A 21,080-nucleotide genomic window follows, 5' to 3' on the forward strand; every position below is an offset into this window, starting at 1 on the left:
GCAACCAGCGGTTCCGTAACCGTTAAAGCACCGGCCGATGACGTCTACAAAGACGCCGGCAAAGTCGAAGCGACCATCAAGGACGCCACCGGCGGTAATTTCGAAAATCTGGTCAAAGACCCGGCTGCCGCCGTGACCAGCGTCACCGATACCCTCGACACCTCGACCGTCACCCTGACCGCCACCAGCAGCGTGGCCGAGGGCGGCACCGTGGTTTACACCGCATCGGTCGGTGCTCCGGTCACCGGTTCGCCTGTCATCGTGACCCTGGCCAACGGTCAGACCATCACCATCGACATTGGCAAAAGCAGCAGTACCGTCAATGCCCTGGTCTCGAACGATGTGCTCAATGGCCACGCACCGGTCACCAACTCGATCACCAACATCAGCGGCGGCAACTACGAAAACCTGGTCGCCGACAAGACACCGGTCAGCACCAGCGTCACCGACACCGTCGACACCACCACCGTATCGCTGACCGCTACCGGCAACGTCAACGAGGGCGGCTCGATTGTTTACACCGCAACCCTGACCAACCCGGCCGGCACGCCGGTGACCGTGACCCTGAGCAACGGTGCGACCATCACCATCGATGCCGGTAAAACCACCGGCACCGTCAAAGTCGATGCGCCGAAGGACGACGTCTACAAGGACGCCGGTAAAGTGGAAGTCACTATCAAAGACGCTGCTGGCGGCAACTTTGAAAGCCTGGTCACCAACCCGGCGCCAGCCGTGACCAACGTGGCTGATACCACCAACACCACACGCCTGACCCTCAGCGCGGACACCGCAGTACTTGAAGGTTCGCACATTACTTACACCGCGACCCTGAGCCACGCCGCGCAAACCCCGGTAACCGTCACGCTGAGCAACGGTGAGACCATCACCATTGCAGCGGGCAAGACCAGCGGTTCGGTGACCATCGCAGCGCCAAGCGACGACGTCTACAGAGACACCGGTTTGCTCTCCGTGAAGGTGACCGACGCCAACGGCGGCAACTTCGAGAACCTCGTCGTCAGCCAGGCACCCGCCATCACCATCGTCTTTGACACCATCAACACCACGTTGCTGTCTCTGTCAGCCAGCCACACCGTCAGCGAAGGTGGCCAGATCACCTATACCGCCACCCTGAGCAACCCGACAGACACGGCCATGACCGTGAAGTTGAGCAACGGTGCGGTCATCCAGATCGCGGCTGGCGCTTCCAGCGGTTCGGTCGAGTTCGCGGCACCGGCAGACACACCGTACGTCGATGGCGGCAAAGTCGCGGCGATCATCGTCAGCCAAAGCGGTGGCAACTTCGAAAACGTCGCGGTCAATTACGCGCCGGCGGTCACCACCGTTGCTGATACGAAAGACACCACCGGCCTGACACTGAGCGCCACCCCTTCGGTCGCTGAAGGCGGTTCAATCGTCTACACCGCGACGCTGTCCAACGCCGCTGGCTCCGCCATGACCGTGACGCTGAACAACGGCGCCGTGATCAACATTGCCAAGGGCGCCACCACCGGCTCGGTGAGTTTCGCCGCGCCCAAGGATGATGTGTACAAGGACGCCGGTAAAGTCGACGCCAGCATCACCAAAACCACCGGTGGCAACTTTGAAAACCTGGTGGCCGACAAGACGCCAGCCGTCACCAACGTGACCGACACCATCAACAACAGCACCGTATCCCTGACCGCCACGGCCCACACGGTCGAAGGCGGGACCGTGGTCTACACCGCGTCCGTCAACGCGCCAGTCACCGGCTCGCCGGTCGTCGTGACCTTGTCCAACGGCCAGACCATCACCATTCCGGTCGGCGCCAGCAGTGCCAGCGTGCATTTCACTGCACCGAACGACGCCTTGGCTGGCGGCGCGACATTGAGCGTGAAAATAGACGGCACCACCGGTGGCAACTACGAAAATCTGGTAGCGAGCAAAACGCCGGCTGTCACCTCAGTGACTGATGTCAAAGACACCACCACTGTTAGCCTGACCGCGACCGATTCTGTCGCTGAAGGTGGCTCGATCGTGTACACCGCCACACTGACCAACGCCGCCGGCACTCCGGTGACTGTCACCCTGAGCAATGGCGCGGTGATCAGCATCGCTGCGGGGGCGACCACTGGCTCGGTGACCGTCAAGGCACCGACCGATGACGTCTACAAAGACGCCGGCAAAGTCGAAGCGACCATCAAGGACGCCACCGGCGGCAACTTCGAACACCTGGTGAGCAGCCCGGTAGCAGCGGTGACTGACGTCACTGACACGATCAACACGTCGACGGTCAGCCTGACGGCAACGCCTGCCACAGCCGAAGGCGGCAACGTGGTGTACACCGCGTCTGTCAATGCACCGGTCACTGGCGAGGCCGTGGTCGTTACCTTGGCCAACGGTGAAAAAATCACCATCGCCGTCGGTGAAAGCAATGCCTCGATCACCGTCAAGGCGCCGAACGATGCGCTGGTCGGCCACGAGCCGCTGATCAACTCCATCAAGGAGGTGAGCGGTGGCAACTACGAGAATCTGGTCGCCGACAAAACACCGACCTCGACCGCCATCAGCGATACCGTGGACACCACCAAGGTGACCATGACCGCCAGCGATTACGTGGTCGAAGGTGGCAACATCACTTACACCGTCAACCTCAGCAATGCCGCTGGCACTGACATGACGGTCAAGTTGAGCAACGGCGAGAACGTCGTGATCAAGGCCGGCGACAAGTCGGGCTCCATCACCGTTCCGGCACCGGGCGATGACGTCTACAAGGACGGCAGCAAGATCACCGTCGGCATCGCCAGCACCAGCGGCGGCGATTTCGAGAAGCTCGACGTCAGCCAGACCACGCACACCACCACCGTCAATGACACCATCGACACCACGACGCTGAAGCTCAGCGCAGACGTGAGCACCGTCGGCGAAGGTGGCCAGATCATCTACACTGCCACCCTGAGCCACCCGGCCGACACGGCGATGACCGTGACGCTGAACAACGGCCTGGTGATCAACATCAAGGCCGGCGAGTCCAGCGGTTCGGTGCCGTATACCGTGCCGAATGACATCTACACCGGCGCACCGGACGTCCGCGCAGCGATCGCGGACAGCACCGGCGGCAACTTCGAAAAACTCGACACCGACCGCTCGGCCGTCGTCACCAAAGTGACCGACACCGCGGACACCACCAGCCTGACCCTCAGCGCCAGCGATTCGGTGCAGGAAGGCGGGCAAATCGTCTACACCGCGACCTTGTCCCATGCCGCCGGCAGCGACATGACCGTGAAACTGAGCAACGGCGCGATCATCACCATCCTCAAGGATGCCGTGTCCGGCCAGGTCAGCGTGGACGCACCAAAAGACGACGTGTACCTGGACGCCGGAAAAGTCACCGCCAGCATCGATCAGGTCAGCGGCGGCAAGTTTGAAAGTCTGGTGCCGGACAAGTCGCTGGTGTCCACGGACATCACCGATACCCTTAACAACGTCGTGGCCAAGCTGACGGTGGATAACACCAGCGTCACCGAAGGCGACAAAGTCACCTACACCGTGACCCTGACCAACGCTGATGGCTTGCCGGTCAACAATCACGGTGACCTGACCTTTACATTGACTGACGGCACCGTGGTCAAGGTTGCGGCCAACCAAACCAGCGGCAACACCGTGGTGACCACCCAGGACAACCACGTCATCAACCAGCCGGTGACAGTGGTTAATCAACTGACGGGTGTTTCGGGCACCAACACGTTCGAAAACCTGGTACTGAGCACCGACAAGACCAGCGTCACCATCCTCGACAACGACCACGCGCCAGTGTCCATCGGTGGCGCTGTCACCGGTCTCGAAGATTCGACCATCACCCTGAGCTGGAACGACTTCAAGGTCACCGACGTCGATAACGATAGCCCGCTCGGCATCACCATCACCCAGGTATCGGGCGGTGGCACCCTGCTGTTCAACGGCGTGCAGGTCACCTTGGGCCAAACCATCAGCCAGGCGGATATCGCGCTGGGCAAACTGACCTTTGTACCCGCCGCCAATGAATCGGGTACCGATGGTTATGGCGGAACCGGCGTAGGTAACAAAGCGTCGGATTACGCGCAGATCCAGTTCAAGCCTACCGACGGCTTCAATCAGGGCACTGAAGCGACCCTGAAAGTCGACATCACTCCGGTGGCGGATGCGCCAACGCTGAATGTCGCCGGCAACAACGTAACGTCGACTGGGTTGATCAAGGAAGTCTGGACCGGTCTGTCGGGCCTGGGCACCGATGGCAGCGGCGCGGCAACGGGCACACTGAAAAGTGTCATCGATGGCGCCGGCACGCCGAATTCCAGCAGCACCGTCAGCAACGTGCAATCCGGTGGCGATGTGGCCCAAGGCACGGCGTCGAAAACCTCCGGCCTGATTTACCTCGAAGCCGGCAAGACGTACACCTTTAGCGGCACCGGCGATGACAGCTTGCTGGTGACCATTGGCGGCAAGAACATCGCGGCCACTACGTGGGGCGCGGGTGCCAACCTGAACGGTTCGTTCATCCCGTCCACCAGCGGTTACTACACGCTGGACATCTACCACCACAACCAGAACGGCCCGGGCAACTATGACGTCAACCTGTCGGTCAACGGCAGCCCGGCCATCGACCTGAGCAGCGCTGGCGTTCCGCTGTATACCGGCGTCGCGGATCTGGCCGCTTCCGGCGTGACGGTTTCCGATTTGCACGGCACCAACGGCGAAGGCTACTACGACGGCTACAAACTCAACACCGGCGCCGAAGGCACCAGCATTCACCTGTCCGCCATCAGCACGGCGCTGACCGATACCGACGGTTCCGAAAGCCTGAGCGTGAAGATCAGTGGCATCCCGGCGGGCTCGGTACTCACTGACGGCGCGGGCCATACCTTCACCGCGACTGCGACCTCAGGCGAAGCCAATGTCACCGGCTGGAGCCTCGGTTCCCTGACCGTGACCCCGCCTGCAGGCTTCAACGGCCAGTTCAACCTGACCGTGACCTCGACGTCCACCGAGACCCTCGGCGGTTCGGCGCCAAGCACCGCAACGATCCCGGTCACGGTTTACCCGCCGGCCGCCATCAGCGAAGTGGTCGCAACCCTCACGGTGGATAAAACCACCGTGGCGGAAGGTGGCCAGATTACTTACACCGTGACCCTGTCGAACAAAGACGGCATTGCCATCGAGCGTCACGATGCGCTGACCTTCAAGTTGACCGACGGCACCGTCATCACGGTACCGGCCGACAAGACGACCGGCTCGTTCACCGTCACCGCCCCGGACGACATCCTGATGGGCGGTCAACCGACCATCGTCAACAAACTCGAAAGCGTCAGCGGCGCGGAGACCTCCGGACCTCTGACCCTGGCTCAGAATTCGGTGCAAACCGCCGTTACCGACGAAGCAGGTTCAGGTACCACAACCAACAACCAGGGCGACAAGGTCGGCATCACCATCGTCGGCAACGGCGCGGTGCTGGAAAACCAGGCGCCAAGCTTCACCATCAAGCTCGACAAGGCTCAGGATGTTGCCCTGACCGTGAAATTGAGCGACGGCCAGACCGTTACCTTCGCCGCGGGCGAAACGGAAAAAGTCCACACCCTGTCGCCGCAAGGCGAAGACGTCTACAAAGACGCCGGCACTGCGACGCTTGGTATCAGCGGCGCGACTTCCGGTGGCACTGCGCTGGAAAACCTGGTTGTGGGCAACCCGGCGTCGGTGGTCATCACCGACACCATCAGCGAAGTTATCGCCAAGCTGACCGCCACTCCGTCGGTCAACGAAAATGGCACCATCACCTACACCGCGACCCTGACCGACGCCAAAGGCGCATTGGTCACCGCTCACGATGAGCCGGTCACCGTCACCCTCGACAGCGGCAAAATCATCACCATCGCCGTCGGCCAGAGCTCCGGCACCTTGCTGGTGACGGCGGACAACGATATCTACAAAGGTCCGACCACGGTTACCGAGGGCATCAAATCGGCGGCGGGTGGCAACCTGGAATTGATCGCGCCAAACACCGACAAAGTCAGCACCACGGTCAATGACGTCAACGACGCGACCACCGTGAAACTGACCGCTACGCCGAGCGTGGATGAGAACGGCACCATCACTTACACCGCAACCCTGACCGATGCCAAAGGCGCATTGGTCACCGCTCACGATGCGCCGGTCACCGTCACGCTCGACAGCGGCAAAACCATCACCATCGCCGTCGGCCAGAGCTCCGGTACCTTGTCGGTAACCGCGGGCAACGACGTTTACAACGGCGCGCCAAGCGTCACTGAATCCATCAAGAGCGCCAGCGGCGGCAACCTTGAAGCCCTCGGCGCAGACAAGACCAGCGTCTCGACCACGGTCGGCGACTTCAAGGACACCACCACGGTCAGCATCACCGGCAGCGCCTCGGTGACCGAAGGCCAGACGGCCAATTACACGGTCAGCCTGACCAACCCGGCACAAACCGAAGTGACGCTGAAAATCGTCTACAGCGGCACCGCGGCCGACGGTTCGGACTTCACCGGGGTGTACACCGTGAAGATTCCGGCCGGCGCCAGCAGCGCCAATTTCAGCGTCGCGACGCTGGACGACCGGATCACCGAAGGTACTGAAAACTTCGTGGTCAAGATCGACTCGGCCACCGGCGGCAACTTCGAGACGCTGGCGGTCAGTGCGACCAATGGCAGCGTCAGCACTTCGATCGTCGACAACGATGCGCCGCCGGTGCTCGACCTCGACGCCAACAACTCCAGCGGCGCCACCGGTGCCAACTACAACGTGACGTTCACCGAAGGCACCACCGGCCAGGGTGTATCGATCGGCGACACCGATCTGAAAATCACCGACCCGGACAGCACAATGCTGACCGGCGCGACCATCGTGCTGACCAACCGTCAGCCGGGCGATGCGCTGAACCTGGGCAACAGCGTCAATGGCATCACCATCAACGCCAACAGCACGAATGGCACGGTCACGCTGACGTTGTCCGGCAACGCGACGCTCGCCGACTACATGCAGCAGATCAAAAACATCAGCTTCACCAATAGCAGTGAAGACCCGAGCACCGTGCCGCGGGTCATCACCGTGACCGTGACCGATGGCAGCAACTACTCCAACACCGCGACCACCACGGTGACCGTGGTCGGGGTGAATGACGCGCCAACCGCCGCACCGGTCAACGTCACCGGCACCGAAGACACCCCGCTGATCCTCAGCTGGTCGACCTTTGGCGTCAGCGATGTCGACAGCCCGGCCGCCAGCCTCGGTGTGAAAATCACCGGCCTGCCGGGCGAAGGTAAATTGCAGTACCTGAACGGCTTGACCTGGACCGACGTCACGGCCAACCAGACCCTCAGCAAGGCTGATATCGACGCCGGCAAAGTGCGTTTTATGCCGGATGCCAACGAGTCGGGTGCCAACGGCAATAGCGCCGGCATGGGCAACAACAAGGCGGACTACGCGCAGATCCAGTTCCAGCCAACCGATGGCTCGCTGCAGGGCAACACCGGCACGATCAAAATCGACATCACCCCGGTTGCTGACGCGCCAACGCTGAACGTCGCGAGCAACAACGTCACCTCGACGGGCTTGATCAAGGAAGTCTGGACCGGCCTGTCGGGCCTCGGTACTGATGGCAACGGCGCGGCTACGGGCACGCTGAAAAGTGTTATCGATGGCGCGGGCACACCAAATTCCAGCAGCACCGTCAGCAACGTGCAATCCGGTGGCGACATTGCCGCTGGCACCGCGTCGAAAACCTCCGGCCTGATCTACCTCGAAGCGGGCAAGACGTACACCTTCAGCGGTACTGGCGATGACAGCCTGCTGGTGACCATCGGCGGCAAGAACGTTGCGTCGATCACCTGGGGTGCGGGGGGTAATTTGAACGGTTCGTTCATCCCGACCACCAGCGGTTACTACACGCTGGACATCTACCACCACAACCAGAGCGGCCCGGGCAGCTATGACGTCAACCTGTCGGTCAATGGCGGTGCGGCGGTCGACCTGAGCAGCGCTGGCGTGCCGCTGTACACCGGTGTTGCGGACCTGGCCGCGGCCGGCGTGACCGTGTCCGATTTGCACGGCACCAACGGCGAAGGCTACTACGACGGTTACAAACTCAACACCGGCGCCGAAGGCACCAGCGTTCACCTGACCGCGATCAACACGGCGCTGACCGACACCGACGGCTCCGAAAGCCTGAGCGTGAAGATCAGCGGCATCCCGGCGGGCTCGGTGCTCACCGATGGCGCCGGCCACACCTTCACCGCCACCGCGACCTCAGGCGAAGCCAACGTCACCGGCTGGAACCTAGGCACCCTGACCGTGACCCCGCCGCCGTACTACAACGGCCAGTTCAACCTGACCGTGACCTCGACCTCCACCGAGGCCTTGGGCGGATCGGCACTCAGCACCGCGACGATTCCCGTCACGGTTTACCCGGCGGCTTACAACGCCGTTACCGCAACGTCCGGTAATGACAACATCACTGGCACCGACGGCAACGACATCATGATCGCTGATATCGGTGGCCTGACGGTGATTCCGGGCACCAACTACAACATCGCGTTCATGGTCGACAGTTCGGGCAGCATGAGCTCATCGTCGATCAGCGCCGCCAAAGACTCGCTGACGTCGGTGTTCAACACCCTCAAGCAAAGCATGGGCGGCAACTCGGGCACCGTGAATATCTTCCTGGTGGACTTCGATACCCAGGTCAACAAATCGGTATCGGTCAACCTGAACGATCCGAACGCCCTGACTTTGCTCAAATCGGTACTGGACTCGATGTCGTCCGGCGGTGTGACCAACTACGAAGATGTATTCAAAACCACAGCCAACTGGTTCCAGAGCGCCGACGCCGTGGCCAACACCGGGGCGAAAAACCTCACCTATTTCATCACCGACGGCCAGCCGAACTACTACCAGAGTGGCGAACAGACCAACCCGACGCTGTACGGCAGCGTGAAGCTCGATGACGTGGTGAACACCCGCAATTACAAGCCGGGAAATACCTTCACCACGACCATCGACAGTACTCACAAACTGACCATCGACAGTGACGGGAATGCGACGCTGTACACTTTGAACGGCTCCAAGAACTGGAAAGCCAGCGACGTGGGAACCGTACACGCTCAGGGCGACGGTACTTACGAGTTGTCCTACACGACGGGCAGCGGCAGTGATCAGACGATTGTCGATAACTCCACTTCCAGTTTTGCGCTACTGAGCAATGTGTCCAACGTCGAAGCCATTGGTCTGAACAAGGGTGTCACCCTCGCCGACTTGAGCCCGTACGACTCGAACCATACGCCGCAAACCAACATCGATCCGAAAGACCTGGCCAACTCGATCGTCGGTCATACCGAAGCGACACAACCGGGTTCTGATACGGTTAATGGCGGCGACGGCAACGACATCCTGTTCGGCGATCTGGTGAGCTTCAACGGCGTTGCCGGCGAGGGTTATCAGGCGATGCAGGCGTTCGTCGCCCAGCAGACCGGCGTGGACGTCAGCAAGGTCACCACCAGCAACGTGCACCAGTTCATCACCGAGCATTACAGCGCGTTTGATGTGTCGGGCGCTCACGATGGTAACGACACGCTGTTGGGGGGTGCAGGCAATGACATCCTCTTCGGCTCGGGTGGCAACGACAGCCTCGACGGCGGCAAGGGCAATGACATCCTGCTCGGCGGCACCGGTAACGACACGTTGATGGGCGGTTCGGGCAACGACATCCTCATGGGCGGTTCGGGCGCGGATACCTTTGTGTGGAAGTCGGGCGACACCGGCAACGACGTGATCAAGGACTTCAACGCCAGCGAAGGCGACCGCATCGACCTGCGTGATCTGTTGCAGGGCGAGACCGGCAGCACCATCGACAACTTCCTGAAGATCAGCACGGTGGATGGCGTGTCGTCGCTGCAAGTCAGCTCCGGCGGCAAGTTCAACTCCGGCGACGCGGCAGCCGCGACACCGGACGTGACGATCAAACTGGAAGGCAACAACTGGTCCAGCGCCAACATCCACACGTTGATTGCCGGCAGCGACCCAACCATCAAAGTCGATCACAACAACAGCTGATCCCACGAAAACGGCCGCCCTTATGGGGCGGCCGTCACGTTTGGGCCTTTCTCCACGGTGACGATTTCGTCGCCGCACCGCATACTCGTGTCCAGTTGGCCTATGCTGCTGACAGCATGAGGCTGGTTTATTTCTGAGGGATGCTCACATGTTCTACGTGCAACGCGATGCGCAAGGCCAGTTAGTGCGCGTGGAAGCCGCGGCCTACGCCGAGGCCACGGAAACACTGCCGGCCGACCACCATGAAATCCAGGCCTGGTATGCCAACGAAGTGGTGGAAACCAGCCTCAAACAGCTCAAGCAGAGCGACCTGGAAATGATCCGGGTACTCGACGACTTGATCCAGGTGCTGACCAGCAAAGGCGTGATCCGCGTCACCGATCTGCCGCCGGCGGCACAAGCCAAATTGATGGACCGGACCCAGGCGCGTGAGGCGTTGGGCGGGTTGAGTCATTTGATTGATGATGAAGAGACGGGGTTGATCTAACCCCGCACACGGAGCGTTCCCACGCTCCGCGTGGGAACGATCATCTGCACTAAACCTTGACCGCTCCTGGCGCCAACTCTGGTGATTCAAGGTGATCCAGCGCTCGCGCCACCAATAAATGCTCCCCATCTGCCATTCGGCTAAGCGCCAGCGCGACGCAGCGGCGTGAGCCTTCGACATCGTCTGCCAGATCGGCAGCGATGGCGCTGATGGAGCGCAGGTCTTCAGAGGCGTTGGCCAGGAGGGCTTCGGTGGGGATGTCGGGGGAGACGGTGAAGTGGTGGGGCCAGAGGCAGTGTTTGGATGTGGTTTTTTTACCCGGACTTGCACGTCCGTGTCACCGATTATTCAGTGACAAGGCCAGACTAGACCTGCGCATTACCCGGAACAAGTTCAGCAAAACCGACGCTACTCGAAGGAAATCTCCTAGGAGTTTTCCTTCAGATTTCCCGGTGACTGCGATGAGGGCATCAGCCTCACCGCCAAGGCTTGGGCTCACCAAACAACTGCCCCTGAACGCCATAGATCCCCATTTCCCGAATCACCGACAGCTCTCCTTCGGTCTCGACCCGCTCGGCAATCAACGGCAAATCGATGCTGTGCGCCGCGCGCTGGATTGCCTCGATGAACAGGCGCTTATCGCTCTCCTGATCAATCGCCCGAATGTAGCCACCATCGATCTTCAAGTACGCCAACCCCAGCCGCGCCAGGTTGCCGATCATGCTGAAGCGCCCGCCAAAGCGCTGCAGGCTCAGGGAGAAGCCGAGCTCTCGCAGGCGCTGCGTCAGCTCTTCCAGCATTGCCTGCTCCGGCAATTGTTCCTCGCCGATTTCCAGGGTCAGGCGCGGTCCCAGATTGGAATTCGCGCGCAGAATCTCGAAGATCTTATTCAGCGTTTGCGGATCGCCCAACGTCGCCGACGACAGGTTCAACGCCAGCGACTCTTCGTGGTCCGCCATCTGTTCCAGCACCGACTCCAACATCAGCCGATCCAGCCGTGCGGTCCAGCCAAAACGCTCCAGCCACGGCAGGAAGCGCCCGGCAGGAATGGTCTGGCCCTGCTCGTCGACCAAGCGCGAGAGTACTTTGTAATGCAGCACCAGTTGCGTGTCCTGGCTGGCCACGACCGGTTGGAAATACAGCTGGAAGCGCCGCTGGTTCAACGCCTGATCCAGCAAGTTGTTCCAGGCATGATGGTCATCGCCGACACTGGCCGACGCGCTGTGATCCAGGCACGCCCAACTCGGCTCGCCCTGACTTTCGGCCTGCGCCAGCGCCTGGTCCCCCAGCCCGAGCACCGCTTGTGGTGAGTCGCCATGAACAAACGGCGCCAGCCCGATCGAAGCCACCGAAGCCACGTCGGTGGCGCCCGTCGCATGCAGGCTGGCCAAGGCACTGTCGAGGTTCTGCGCCAGCTGCAACGCTTCTTCGCGCACCAACCCCGGGGCCAGCACAGCGAATTCACCGCCGCGAATCCGCGTGACGAGGTTCTGGGTTTCCGGGTACTTGGCACACTCGCGGGACAACTGCTCGCCCACCGCTTTCAACAACTGGTCGGTGCGCTGACCGCCCAACCGCTGGTTCAAACCGGCCAGGTCCTTGACCCGCAACAACAGCAGATAACCGGAACTGGCCTGCTCCGGATTGCTCACCCGAGCGTTCAATTGCATCTCGAAATAACGACGGTTGGCGAGCCCCGTCAGGTTGTCCTGATAGGACTCGACCCGCAGTTTTTCACTGCGCTCGGCCTGCTCCTGGAACAGTGCCTTGAGCTTCTCGACCATCTGGTTCATCGCCTGCACCACGCGGCGCAGTTCCGGGGTGCGTGGCAGCTCCGGCAGGCTGAGAAATTCACGACGCGCGATGGCGTGGGATTGCTGGACCATGTAGTCCAGCGGTTTCAATTGTCGACGCAACAGCAGCGCCCCCAGCACCGCACTTACGGCGCCGCAGACCAGCAACCAGCCAAGACTGCCCAGCGCGCTCTGCCACAGCTTGGCCAACGCGAACATCGGATGGCTGACCACCTCGACCCGCGCCGCCTGCTCCCAGCCACGGCTGACAATCGCATCGCCGCCAGCGGCTTCGAGGCCAATCATTTTGACGAACCAGTCCGGCACGTTGTTCACCGCAGGAATCCCGCTGCGCTCGACGATGGTTTTGTCGTTGCTCAGGTCAACGACACGGATGCTGGCGTAGTAGCCGCTGTCGAAAATCGAACTGACCAGCAACTCGACCATCGCCGGGTCGTCGATGTTGGGTGTCAGGGACAGCGCCAGCGCGGTTGCGGCGTCCTGGGCGTGGGAACGCAACTGGTTGACGTACTGGGTGCGCGAGCTTTCCAGGCTGACCATGAAGCTGCCGGTGAAGGCGACCACCAGAAACAGACAGATAGCGATCAACAGCTGTTTGAACAAAGACATCTGAGCGTGTGCTCCTAGTTTGTCGTTTCGACCGGGAAACCTTCGGCCTGTATTTTCTTCAACACGTCCTGCCAGCGGGACAGGCGTTTGGTGTCACCGACCTTTTTGTTGCCCTTGGCGCCCGGCAAATACAAACCTTCTGCATTGAAAGAGTAGACCGGTAACAGATCGGTTCGTTGGTTGGCCGGTTTTATCTCGTTGATCAGGCTGTCGAGCACCAGCGGCATGGCCTCGGGGCTGGAATAGTAGGTCAACACCATGTGTGCCCGGTTCTGGCGCAACGCCTTGACGTAGGTGATGCGCAGCTTGTCACTGGACACGCCGAGGTGGCGCAGGCTGAAATACTTGGCAATCGCATAGTCTTCGCAATCGCCGGCGCCCTTCCACAACGCTTCGATGGGCGTTTCCCAATAATCGACGTCGTGCCACAGGTCGATGTCCTCGACGTAGCGCACCTGATTGTTGAAGAACAGGTTGACCACTTTGAGCTGTTCCAGCTCGCTGACCTGCTTCTGCGTGGCCAGTAAATGCTGCCAGGCGTCTATCCGTTGCTGCCCTTCACCCAACGGTCCGTACAGGGCTTGGGCGCGACGGCTGATCAGCGAAAAGTCCCAATCGGCCTGCAAGCCGCCCAGCATGACGCCGGCCAGCAACAGCGCGCAGCATAGCCAGCGCAAAGTCCGTGGGATTGCGAAACGTACCGCCAATGCGAGGCATCCAGAGCTGGCAAATGGAATTCGGCCGATGGTGCAGGTTAGCCCGGCAAAAGACAATGGCACGGTGCAATCACGGGCGACACGCTAGACTTTGTATTGTGAATGACATGAAAAGCTTACGATTGAGAACCTGACTTGTTTGACAAGCTTCATCGCAGTCACTAGTGTCCATTTGGATCCAAATATTTCAGTCGAATAGGGTGCGAGTAGTGCCACACAAGACCAACCCTCTAAGCAGTATCAAGGTCAGCGGGCCGATTCCCGCTCACCTCGCACGTTCGGTGATCGAAGAAACGCTGCGCTCGGCGATTCTCGATGGGCGTATCCCTTGCGGTACAGCGTTGCGCCAGCAAGACCTGGCCGACCTGTTCGGCGTCAGCCGTATGCCAGTGCGCGAAGCCTTGCGCCAGCTCGAAGCCCAGGCGCTGCTCAACGTGGTCGCCCATAAAGGCGCCGTCGTCGCACCGCTGGTTCAGGGCGACGCCGTGGAAACCTATGCGCTGCGGATTCTCCTGGAATCTGAAGCGCTGCGATTGTCGATTCCATTGCTCGACAAAGAAGACCTGGAAACCGCTGCCCGTCATATCGATGATATGGAGACAGAGCAGGACTACAGCGAGATTGGCCGTCTCAATCGCTTGTTCCACATGTCGCTGTACTGCAAGGCGCCTAACCGCCGCCTGCTGGGCCTGATCGAAGAAGGGTTGAACGAAGAGGAGCGCTTCCTGCGTTTCAACCTCGAAGCGATGGGCCTGGGCAAACTGTCCCAGGACGATCACCGGGCGCTATTGCTGGCCGTGGAAGATCACGACATCGACCGCGCAGTCAAGCTGCTGGAACATCACCTCAACCGGGGTGTCGAGGTCATTACGCGCTATCTCGCCAGCCCTGACGCACTGAACAAGAAAACCACCCGGTAGCCTGAACGAGCAGATCGGACTGCTCGTCTCGCTGACCACGACAGCGTTCAGCCCCTCGCTAAAGCCTTGCCCTCGATTTTCCCTTCCCATGCCCAATAACTGCACCGAGAAGATGACGTCTCGGAGATAGCGGCTGCCGTGATTTACGCTCACTCTTGGACGGCCAACAACCAATGAACGGGCGACGCTGCGCACCTGCGCAACAGTCCCCGCAACAAGAACCTACGGAAGGAGTCTTGTCACGGGAAAGGAAGCACCGGCTTGATCCCAGCCAACTTCCACCCCCTAAAGTCATGTCACTGATTCAACTAAGAAAGTTGCTTCGAGTGAGGCATTCACTCTTCATTTCAATTCTGACTTTAATTAGCCGGAAGGAGCAACTACGTCCAAATAAAACCATTAGCCAACGTTTTATTGAAACTTCTCGCGCCCAATAAACTTGATCTTTTATTTATAAAAAAAATGACTTGCCGGGAACTTTATTCATGTATTAGTTTTTGTTCGCCGCACTCAGTACAGGCATGCAAGCCATGCTCCGCTGGCTCAAACCCACTAAAACAGATCAATTAGCCTGAGGCACTTGCTCGTCCATAGAAACCTTTAAACGGCAGGCGTTGTTTTATCGCAACTTCCTTTATGGCACTTCAGACCACTAATAGGCTTACTCATGAAAGCGAATAAAGACCGTCTCATCCAGAAGAAAGCAGAACTTAGTGCACATCCGATTTTCTCTGAAATACATTCACTGGCCGTACTTCAGCGCTTCATGGAAACCCATGTATTTGCAGTCTGGGATTTCATGTCGCTGACCAAGCGTCTGCAACAGGAATTGACCTGCGTTCAACTGCCGTGGCTGCCGCCACGAGACCCGCAGGCTGCGCGCCTGATCAACGAGATCGTGCTGGGTGAAGAGTCCGATGATCGTCCGGCCCAGGGTCATTACAGCCACTTTGAATTGTATCTGGATGCGATGCGCGAAGTCGGAGCCAGCACGGTCGCCGTGGAGCGCTTTGTCGCGCTGCAACAAGAAGGCGTGAGCTACGACGTCGCGTTGCAAAGTGTGGACGTCGACCCAGCCGCCGCACAGTTCGTGCGGCACACCTTGCACACGGCGCTTCATGCTCCGGGGCACAGCGTTGCTGCGGCATTTTTGCATGGTCGTGAGAGTGTTATTCCGCAGATGTTCCAGCGGATTCTGGACGATTGGGGCATCGGCATTGAGCAAGCGCCGACCTTCCGTTACTACCTGGAACGGCACATCGAAGTCGACTCCGAAGACCATGGCCCGGCAGCAGAAAAGCTCCTCGCACGGTTGGTCGATGGCAATCCGCAACGAGAAGAGGATGTCTATGCCAGCGCGATTGCCGCCGTGGAAAGCCGCATTGCCTTGTGGGACGGTCTGCGCCTGAGCATGGGCGAGCCGTTGCGTGAGGTGACCGCATGAACGCCGCCGACTACCAATCCTTTGCCGACGCCTGGGAGAGCCGCGCGACCATCCGCACTCGCCCACGGCGAATGCTGGAAAACGATGACAAGCTGATCTATCCCTTGAGCCGTCAGCCGCTGGTGCTGAGCGAAACCTTTCTGCGCGAATGCCCGGAACAGCGGGACTTTACCTTGGTGCAGACGCTCTACAAATTCATCAACGACGTGGTGATTTTCGAAACCGAGATCGTCGACAAGACCGCGCGCAGCATCGCCAAGAATCGCTTCGCCGTGGCGTTCCCGTTCGCCTGCCGTTACGACGCCATGACCGTGGTGGTGGACGAGGATTACCACGCCTTGGTGGCCATGGACTTCATGCAGCAGACCATCGCCATGACCGGCATCACACCGATCGTGTTGCCCGACGAAATCGAGCTCAGTCGCGCCATCCCGGCGGCGGTGAAGCTCGCGCCGGAACACCTGCGCAGTGCCGTCGAATTGATCTGCGTGGCCATTGCCGAGAACACCGTGACCGGCGATGTCGCGGCGTTCGCCAAGGACGGCACGGTCAAGCAATCGATCAAAGGCCTGATGGCCGATCACTTGCTGGATGAAGGTCGCCACTCCGGCTTCTGGGCGCGGCTAGTGCGTATCTACTGGCACACCGTGAGCGAAGACGATCGCCAGTGCATCGCGCAGATCCTGCCGGTGTTCATTGGCCATTACCTGACCAACGATATCCAGAAGTCTTTCGACTTCCGGCTGATCGAGTCTTTGCAGATCAGCGACGCGGCGCGTCAGGCACTCAAGAGCGAAGTCTCGGGGCTGGCCTTCCCGATCAATCGCCATCACCCGCTGGTCGCCAACATCGTGCGGTTTTTCCGCAGCAGTTCGCTGCTCGATTCGCCGTGCGTGCAAGACGCCCTCAGCGACTACCTGGTTTAACGAGGAGAACCTCCATGAGACGTCTCGACATTTTGCTCATTGGGCAAAGCCAGGCCTTGACCGCCCTGGCGCTGGAGCTTGAACAACGCGGTCATTCGCTGGTTTGGTTTTTCGACACACTTGATACGCAACCGGCGTTTGATTTGCTGATAGACGACGCGTCGATGCCTTTCGGTCATTCTGGTGAGACACCGCGATTGACGCTTCAACTGGGCATCGGCGGGTCGGAGGCTGGTAGCTTGCCGTCGCTGGACCTGTTGTGCTCGTACAACGAGGTATTGTTCACGCGTGTGCCGATCGCCGACGAGCCTTACGGCAACGGCCAGGCATTGCGCCTGCGGGCGGTAGCGGAGCTGGTGGATCACGTCGCGCTGCTGATCAGCCGCTTCTCCCGGGATGCCGAGTATTTTCTGCACGCACAAACGGCCGCGCCGGCTCACTTTGAGCGTGTGGACACGCTGATGTGGCTCGAACACCTGGCATTCGTCCATCAACTCAACGTCACCGCTCAACCCTGGCTGCTGGAGCTGGGGCAGATCCCGATGATCGAGCGCCTTGAACAGCGCCTTGTTCAATCCGCCGAAAGACCCGCGCTGACCATCGACGGCACGACGCTGAGCTACCGGCAACTGCATGCCCATAGCCGTGCTATCCAGCAGCAGTTACAGCAGCTGCTCGATCAGCATCAAGGGCCGTTGGTGGTCGGGATCTGCCTGCCGAAATGCAGTGCTCTGTATGCGGGGATTCTGGCGATCCTCGGCAGCGGGGCGGTGTATCTGCCGCTGGAACCGAGCCATCCGCTGCAACGTCAGCAGTACATACTTTCAAATGCCGGGGCCGTGTTGTTGCTGCATGACGGCCAGCACCCGCTCGCCGACGACATGCCGGGGCTGGACATCAGCTGCATTAGCGTCGAAGGCGTGGACCTCGAACTCCCTTTGATGCGTCAGCGCCCCGATATTGACGCGCCATGCATGGCACTCTATACCTCGGGCACCACCGGGCATCCCAAAGGCGTGTTGCTCAGTCAGGCCAACCTTGCACACTTCACTGCGTGGTACGCCGACTATGTACAACTCACCGAACAGAGTCGGGTGCTGCAGTTTTCATCGCTGAGTTTTGACTCGTCGCTGATCGATATTTTCCCGACGTTGCTGCAGGGCGCCGAGCTGATCGTGCCCAGTGACGATCAACGCCGTGATCCCTTGCAACTGGTCGAGCTGATCCGCCACCAGCAACTCAGCCACGGTTTTTTGCCGCCGGCACTGCTGAGCATTCTGCCGCTGGATCAGTTACAGGGGCTGGATCATGTGATGACCGGCGGCGACGTTTGCGAACCGTACGTGATCGAGCAACTGACGCGCCAGGGCAAGCTCTACAACCTGTATGGCCCAACCGAAGCCACGGTGCTGATTACCGCGCGACAATTGCGTCCCGGCGACAATAACCGGACCCTCGGCGCACCGATTGCCAACAGTCAGGTGCTGATTCTCGATGAAGAGTTTCAACCCGTTACCGACCACACCGTGGGTGAGTTGTACATCGTCGGACCGGGGGTGTGCCTGGGGTATCTGAACAACCCGCAGCAGACCGCCGAGCGCTATCTGAACCTGAGTTTGCCTAGCGGCCAAACCCTGCGCGCCTATCGGACCGGCGATATGGCGAAGTGGACCGGCGGCGGCATAGAGCTATGTGGCCGACGGGATAACCAGGTAAAGATTCGCGGCTTTCGGGTTGAACCGGAAGAGATCGAACGCTGCCTGCGCGACAGCCTGTTGTATCGCCAGGTGGCGGTGGTCATCGACAGTCAGCGACGCATTCTGGCCTTCCTCGCACAGCCGCAGGAAGACCGGCCCGGTACTGCTCGCGAAGCTCTGAAGGCTCACGCGTTGCAGTTTTTGCCGGACTACATGCAGCCCGGTGCCTGGACCGAACTGCACAGCATGCCCTTCGCCAGTAATGGCAAAGTCGATCGCAAAGCGTTGCTTGCCATGCCGGTGAACGCCCAGGAAAACTGCGCTCGGCGCTTGCCAGTCAGTGCCGATGAGGCCTTGCTGCTGGAGATCTGGGCCGAGTTGCTGGAGCTGCCGGCCAGCGATATTTCTACCGACGAAAGCTTCTTCAATCTGGGCGGTCACTCGATCCTGTTGTCGCGCATGTTGTTGCGATTGCGTGAGGAGTTCGGGCGCAGTATTTCGATCAACCGCTTCATTGAACTGCCGACCATTACGAAGTTGGCGACCTTGGTGCGCGGCTCCGGCACTGAAGAAGTGCTCAGCGAAAAGGCCCTGGCAGATGCCTTCCGAGAGTTGGATATTCAGCCGCTGCCTGTCAGCCAAATGGGTGACGTGCATAAGGTGATTGTCACCGGCGCCAACAGTTTTGTCGGTGTGCATATCGTCGAGGCACTGCTGGGTTGGGGCGCCACTGAAGTCGCGTGCCTGGTGCGCGATGGCGGTGGGCAATCGGCGGCCGAGCGCTTCGCTCATGCACTGCGTGAAAATCGTCTGGAGCACTTGGACCTGAGCCGGGTGCGGGTGTATGCCGCGGACATCACTCGTCCGTCTCTGGGACTGTCCGCTGACGTTTATGAACGCCTCGATCGAGAGTTCGGTGCGCTGGTGCACAACGCTGCCAACGTCAATCACGTACTCGATTACGAGTCACTGGCGCGGGACAACGTCGAACCGATTTTCGAGTGCCTGAGGTTGTGTGAAGGGCGCAGCAAGAAAGTCTTCAACTTCGTTTCGACGCTCTCGGCGTCCAGCACGATTGCCGCCGATGGCCGAGTGCTGGAACTGCCTGCAGCGCAGACACCGCCGATCTATATCAAGAACGGCTACAACCTCTCCAAGTGGGTCGGCGAACGGATTCTTGAACGGGCTCGCGAGCGTGGGGTGCGGGTCAATCTCTATCGCCCCGGCAACATCAGTTTCAACAGCCTCACGGGTGTCTGCCAGCCGCACAAAAACCGTTTGATGCTGATGCTTAAAGGCTCGATCCAGCTCGGCCAGGTGCCGGAGTTCGCGCTGAATTTCGACCTGATGCCGGTGGACTTTCTCGCCCGGTTCATCGCCTTCCATGCCAGCCGCTATCAGCCGGAAAAAGCGGTGTTCAACCTGCACAACCCCGAGCCGTTGAGCTGGGACGACTATGTGGCGTCCTTTCGCGAAGCCAGGCGGGAGTTCTCTATGGTCAGCGTCGCGCACTGGCAGCAGCAACTGGGCCGGGTCGACAGCGACAACGCGCTGTTCGGTGTGCTCGGTTTTTACCTCAACGGCTTCGAGGAAGACATCGGCGACATCTCGATGATCGGCCACGCCAACGCCCAGGCCGGCGTGCAACAGATGGGCGCGCACTACCCGGAAAAGACCCCGGCGCTACTGCGTCGTGGTTGCGACTACCTGAAAGAAATCAACTTCATCTGAATCAACCAAACGGAGCAAAACCATGAGCACTCTGCAACCCGATACCCTGATCAAAAATCCTGAAGGCTGCCGCGTGGTGTCCTCGGTGGAAGTGCCGGCGGAAGCCACAAAAGTCTGGGCAATCGTCGGAAACTTTGCCGGCTTTGATCAGTTCATTCCGGCACTGTCGCACATCGAAATGACGGGCGAAGGCGTATCGTCCTTACGCAAAAAATTCTTCAAGGACGGCAACCTGGTGGTCGAGCAACTCAACTCGCGGGATCACCACGCATTGAACATGACTTGGACCACGATCTACAACACCTTGGGCGTGGCCAACTTGTGGGCGGCTATGAGTGTTGAGCCGCTGGGAGTGGGCAAGTCCCGTGCGACTTGGACCATCATCGCTGAGCCGGCGCAGGGGGGGGCTGAGGCTCTGCCGGGGTTCGAGGCGTTTGTGCAGGGGTTTGCTGATGATGCGATGGACAATGTGTTGAAGCTGTTTGTATAAGTCTGAGCTTGATCGATAACACAAGCCTGAAACGACAAAACCCCTGTCTGCGTTAGCAGACAGGGGTTTCGGAATTCAATCTTGACGATGACCTACTCTCACATGGGGAAACCCCACACTACCATCGGCGATGCATCGTTTCACTGCTGAGTTCGGGATGGGATCAGGTGGT

9 protein-coding genes, 1 rRNA gene and 1 pseudogene are annotated in these 21,080 nt (G+C 59.9%); 7 read left to right on the forward strand and 4 right to left on the reverse strand.

The features are described from left to right. Positions 1-10,074: immunoglobulin-like domain-containing protein (locus J2X66_RS29680; RefSeq protein WP_310272156.1), on the forward strand; the 10,074-nt coding region annotated here is incomplete at its 5' end. A 148-nt stretch (positions 10,075-10,222) separates the two neighbouring features. Next, entirely contained in the window at positions 10,223-10,561 is a 339-nt protein-coding gene (locus J2X66_RS29685; RefSeq protein ID WP_310272159.1) for a tryptophan synthase subunit beta, read from the forward strand. 49 nt (positions 10,562-10,610) lie between these two features. Here J2X66_RS29685 and J2X66_RS29690 read toward each other — a convergent pair. The 3 genes and pseudogenes from J2X66_RS29690 to lapG form a co-directional block, all read right to left on the reverse strand. Next, positions 10,611-10,838 (reverse strand): annotated as a pseudogene (locus tag J2X66_RS29690) (DUF6124 family protein); the annotation flags it as partial. Positions 10,839-11,037: 199 nt separating this feature from the next. Beyond that, positions 11,038-12,984: a cyclic di-GMP receptor LapD gene (gene lapD, locus J2X66_RS29695; RefSeq protein WP_310272163.1), complete on the reverse strand. Its 1,947-nt coding sequence runs from the start codon at positions 12,982-12,984 to the stop codon at positions 11,038-11,040. Positions 12,985-12,998: 14 nt separating this feature from the next. Then, on the reverse strand, positions 12,999-13,691 hold the full coding sequence (gene lapG, locus J2X66_RS29700) for a cysteine protease LapG (RefSeq protein WP_310272165.1): 693 nt from the start codon (positions 13,689-13,691) through the stop codon (positions 12,999-13,001). A gap of 218 nt (positions 13,692-13,909) precedes the next feature. On the opposite strand from lapG, the gene J2X66_RS29705 reads away from it, so the two are divergent. From J2X66_RS29705 to J2X66_RS29725, 5 genes are all read left to right on the forward strand, one after another. Continuing rightward, positions 13,910-14,620 (forward strand): GntR family transcriptional regulator, encoded by a 711-nt coding sequence (locus J2X66_RS29705; protein WP_310272168.1) that lies wholly within the window; start codon positions 13,910-13,912, stop codon positions 14,618-14,620. 667 nt (positions 14,621-15,287) lie between these two features. After that, positions 15,288-16,064, forward strand: coding sequence for a DUF3050 domain-containing protein (locus J2X66_RS29710; RefSeq protein ID WP_310272171.1), 777 nt, complete (start codon positions 15,288-15,290; stop codon positions 16,062-16,064). Beyond that, positions 16,061-16,990: a diiron oxygenase gene (locus J2X66_RS29715; RefSeq protein ID WP_310272174.1), complete on the forward strand. Its 930-nt coding sequence runs from the start codon at positions 16,061-16,063 to the stop codon at positions 16,988-16,990. The genes J2X66_RS29710 and J2X66_RS29715 overlap by 4 nt, the downstream gene beginning before the upstream one ends. Before the next feature lie 14 nt (positions 16,991-17,004). After that, positions 17,005-20,418, forward strand: a complete 3,414-nt coding sequence (locus J2X66_RS29720) for a non-ribosomal peptide synthetase (RefSeq protein WP_310272177.1) — start codon at positions 17,005-17,007, stop codon at positions 20,416-20,418. 22 nt (positions 20,419-20,440) lie between these two features. After that, positions 20,441-20,908: an SRPBCC family protein gene (locus J2X66_RS29725; RefSeq protein WP_310272180.1), complete on the forward strand. Its 468-nt coding sequence runs from the start codon at positions 20,441-20,443 to the stop codon at positions 20,906-20,908. Between the two features lie 79 nt (positions 20,909-20,987). Here J2X66_RS29725 and rrf read toward each other — a convergent pair. Then, a 5S ribosomal RNA gene (gene rrf, locus J2X66_RS29730) occupies positions 20,988-21,080 on the reverse strand; the annotation flags it as partial.

Source organism: Pseudomonas sp. 3296 (assembly GCF_031456615.1).
Taxonomy (GTDB): Bacteria; Pseudomonadota; Gammaproteobacteria; order Pseudomonadales; family Pseudomonadaceae; genus Aquipseudomonas; species Aquipseudomonas mucoides.

What these genes read in the sequence shown, in the direction of transcription:
- J2X66_RS29685 (WP_310272159.1), top strand. Translation starts at nt 10,223, where the DNA reads ATGTTCTACGTGCAACGCGATGCGCAAGGCCAGTTAGTGCGCGTGGAA.
- lapD (WP_310272163.1), bottom strand. Translation starts at nt 12,984, where the DNA reads ATGTCTTTGTTCAAACAGCTGTTGATCGCTATCTGTCTGTTTCTGGTG.
- J2X66_RS29710 (WP_310272171.1), top strand. Translation starts at nt 15,288, where the DNA reads ATGAAAGCGAATAAAGACCGTCTCATCCAGAAGAAAGCAGAACTTAGT.
- J2X66_RS29715 (WP_310272174.1), top strand. Translation starts at nt 16,061, where the DNA reads ATGAACGCCGCCGACTACCAATCCTTTGCCGACGCCTGGGAGAGCCGC.
- J2X66_RS29720 (WP_310272177.1), top strand. Translation starts at nt 17,005, where the DNA reads ATGAGACGTCTCGACATTTTGCTCATTGGGCAAAGCCAGGCCTTGACC.
- J2X66_RS29725 (WP_310272180.1), top strand. Translation starts at nt 20,441, where the DNA reads ATGAGCACTCTGCAACCCGATACCCTGATCAAAAATCCTGAAGGCTGC.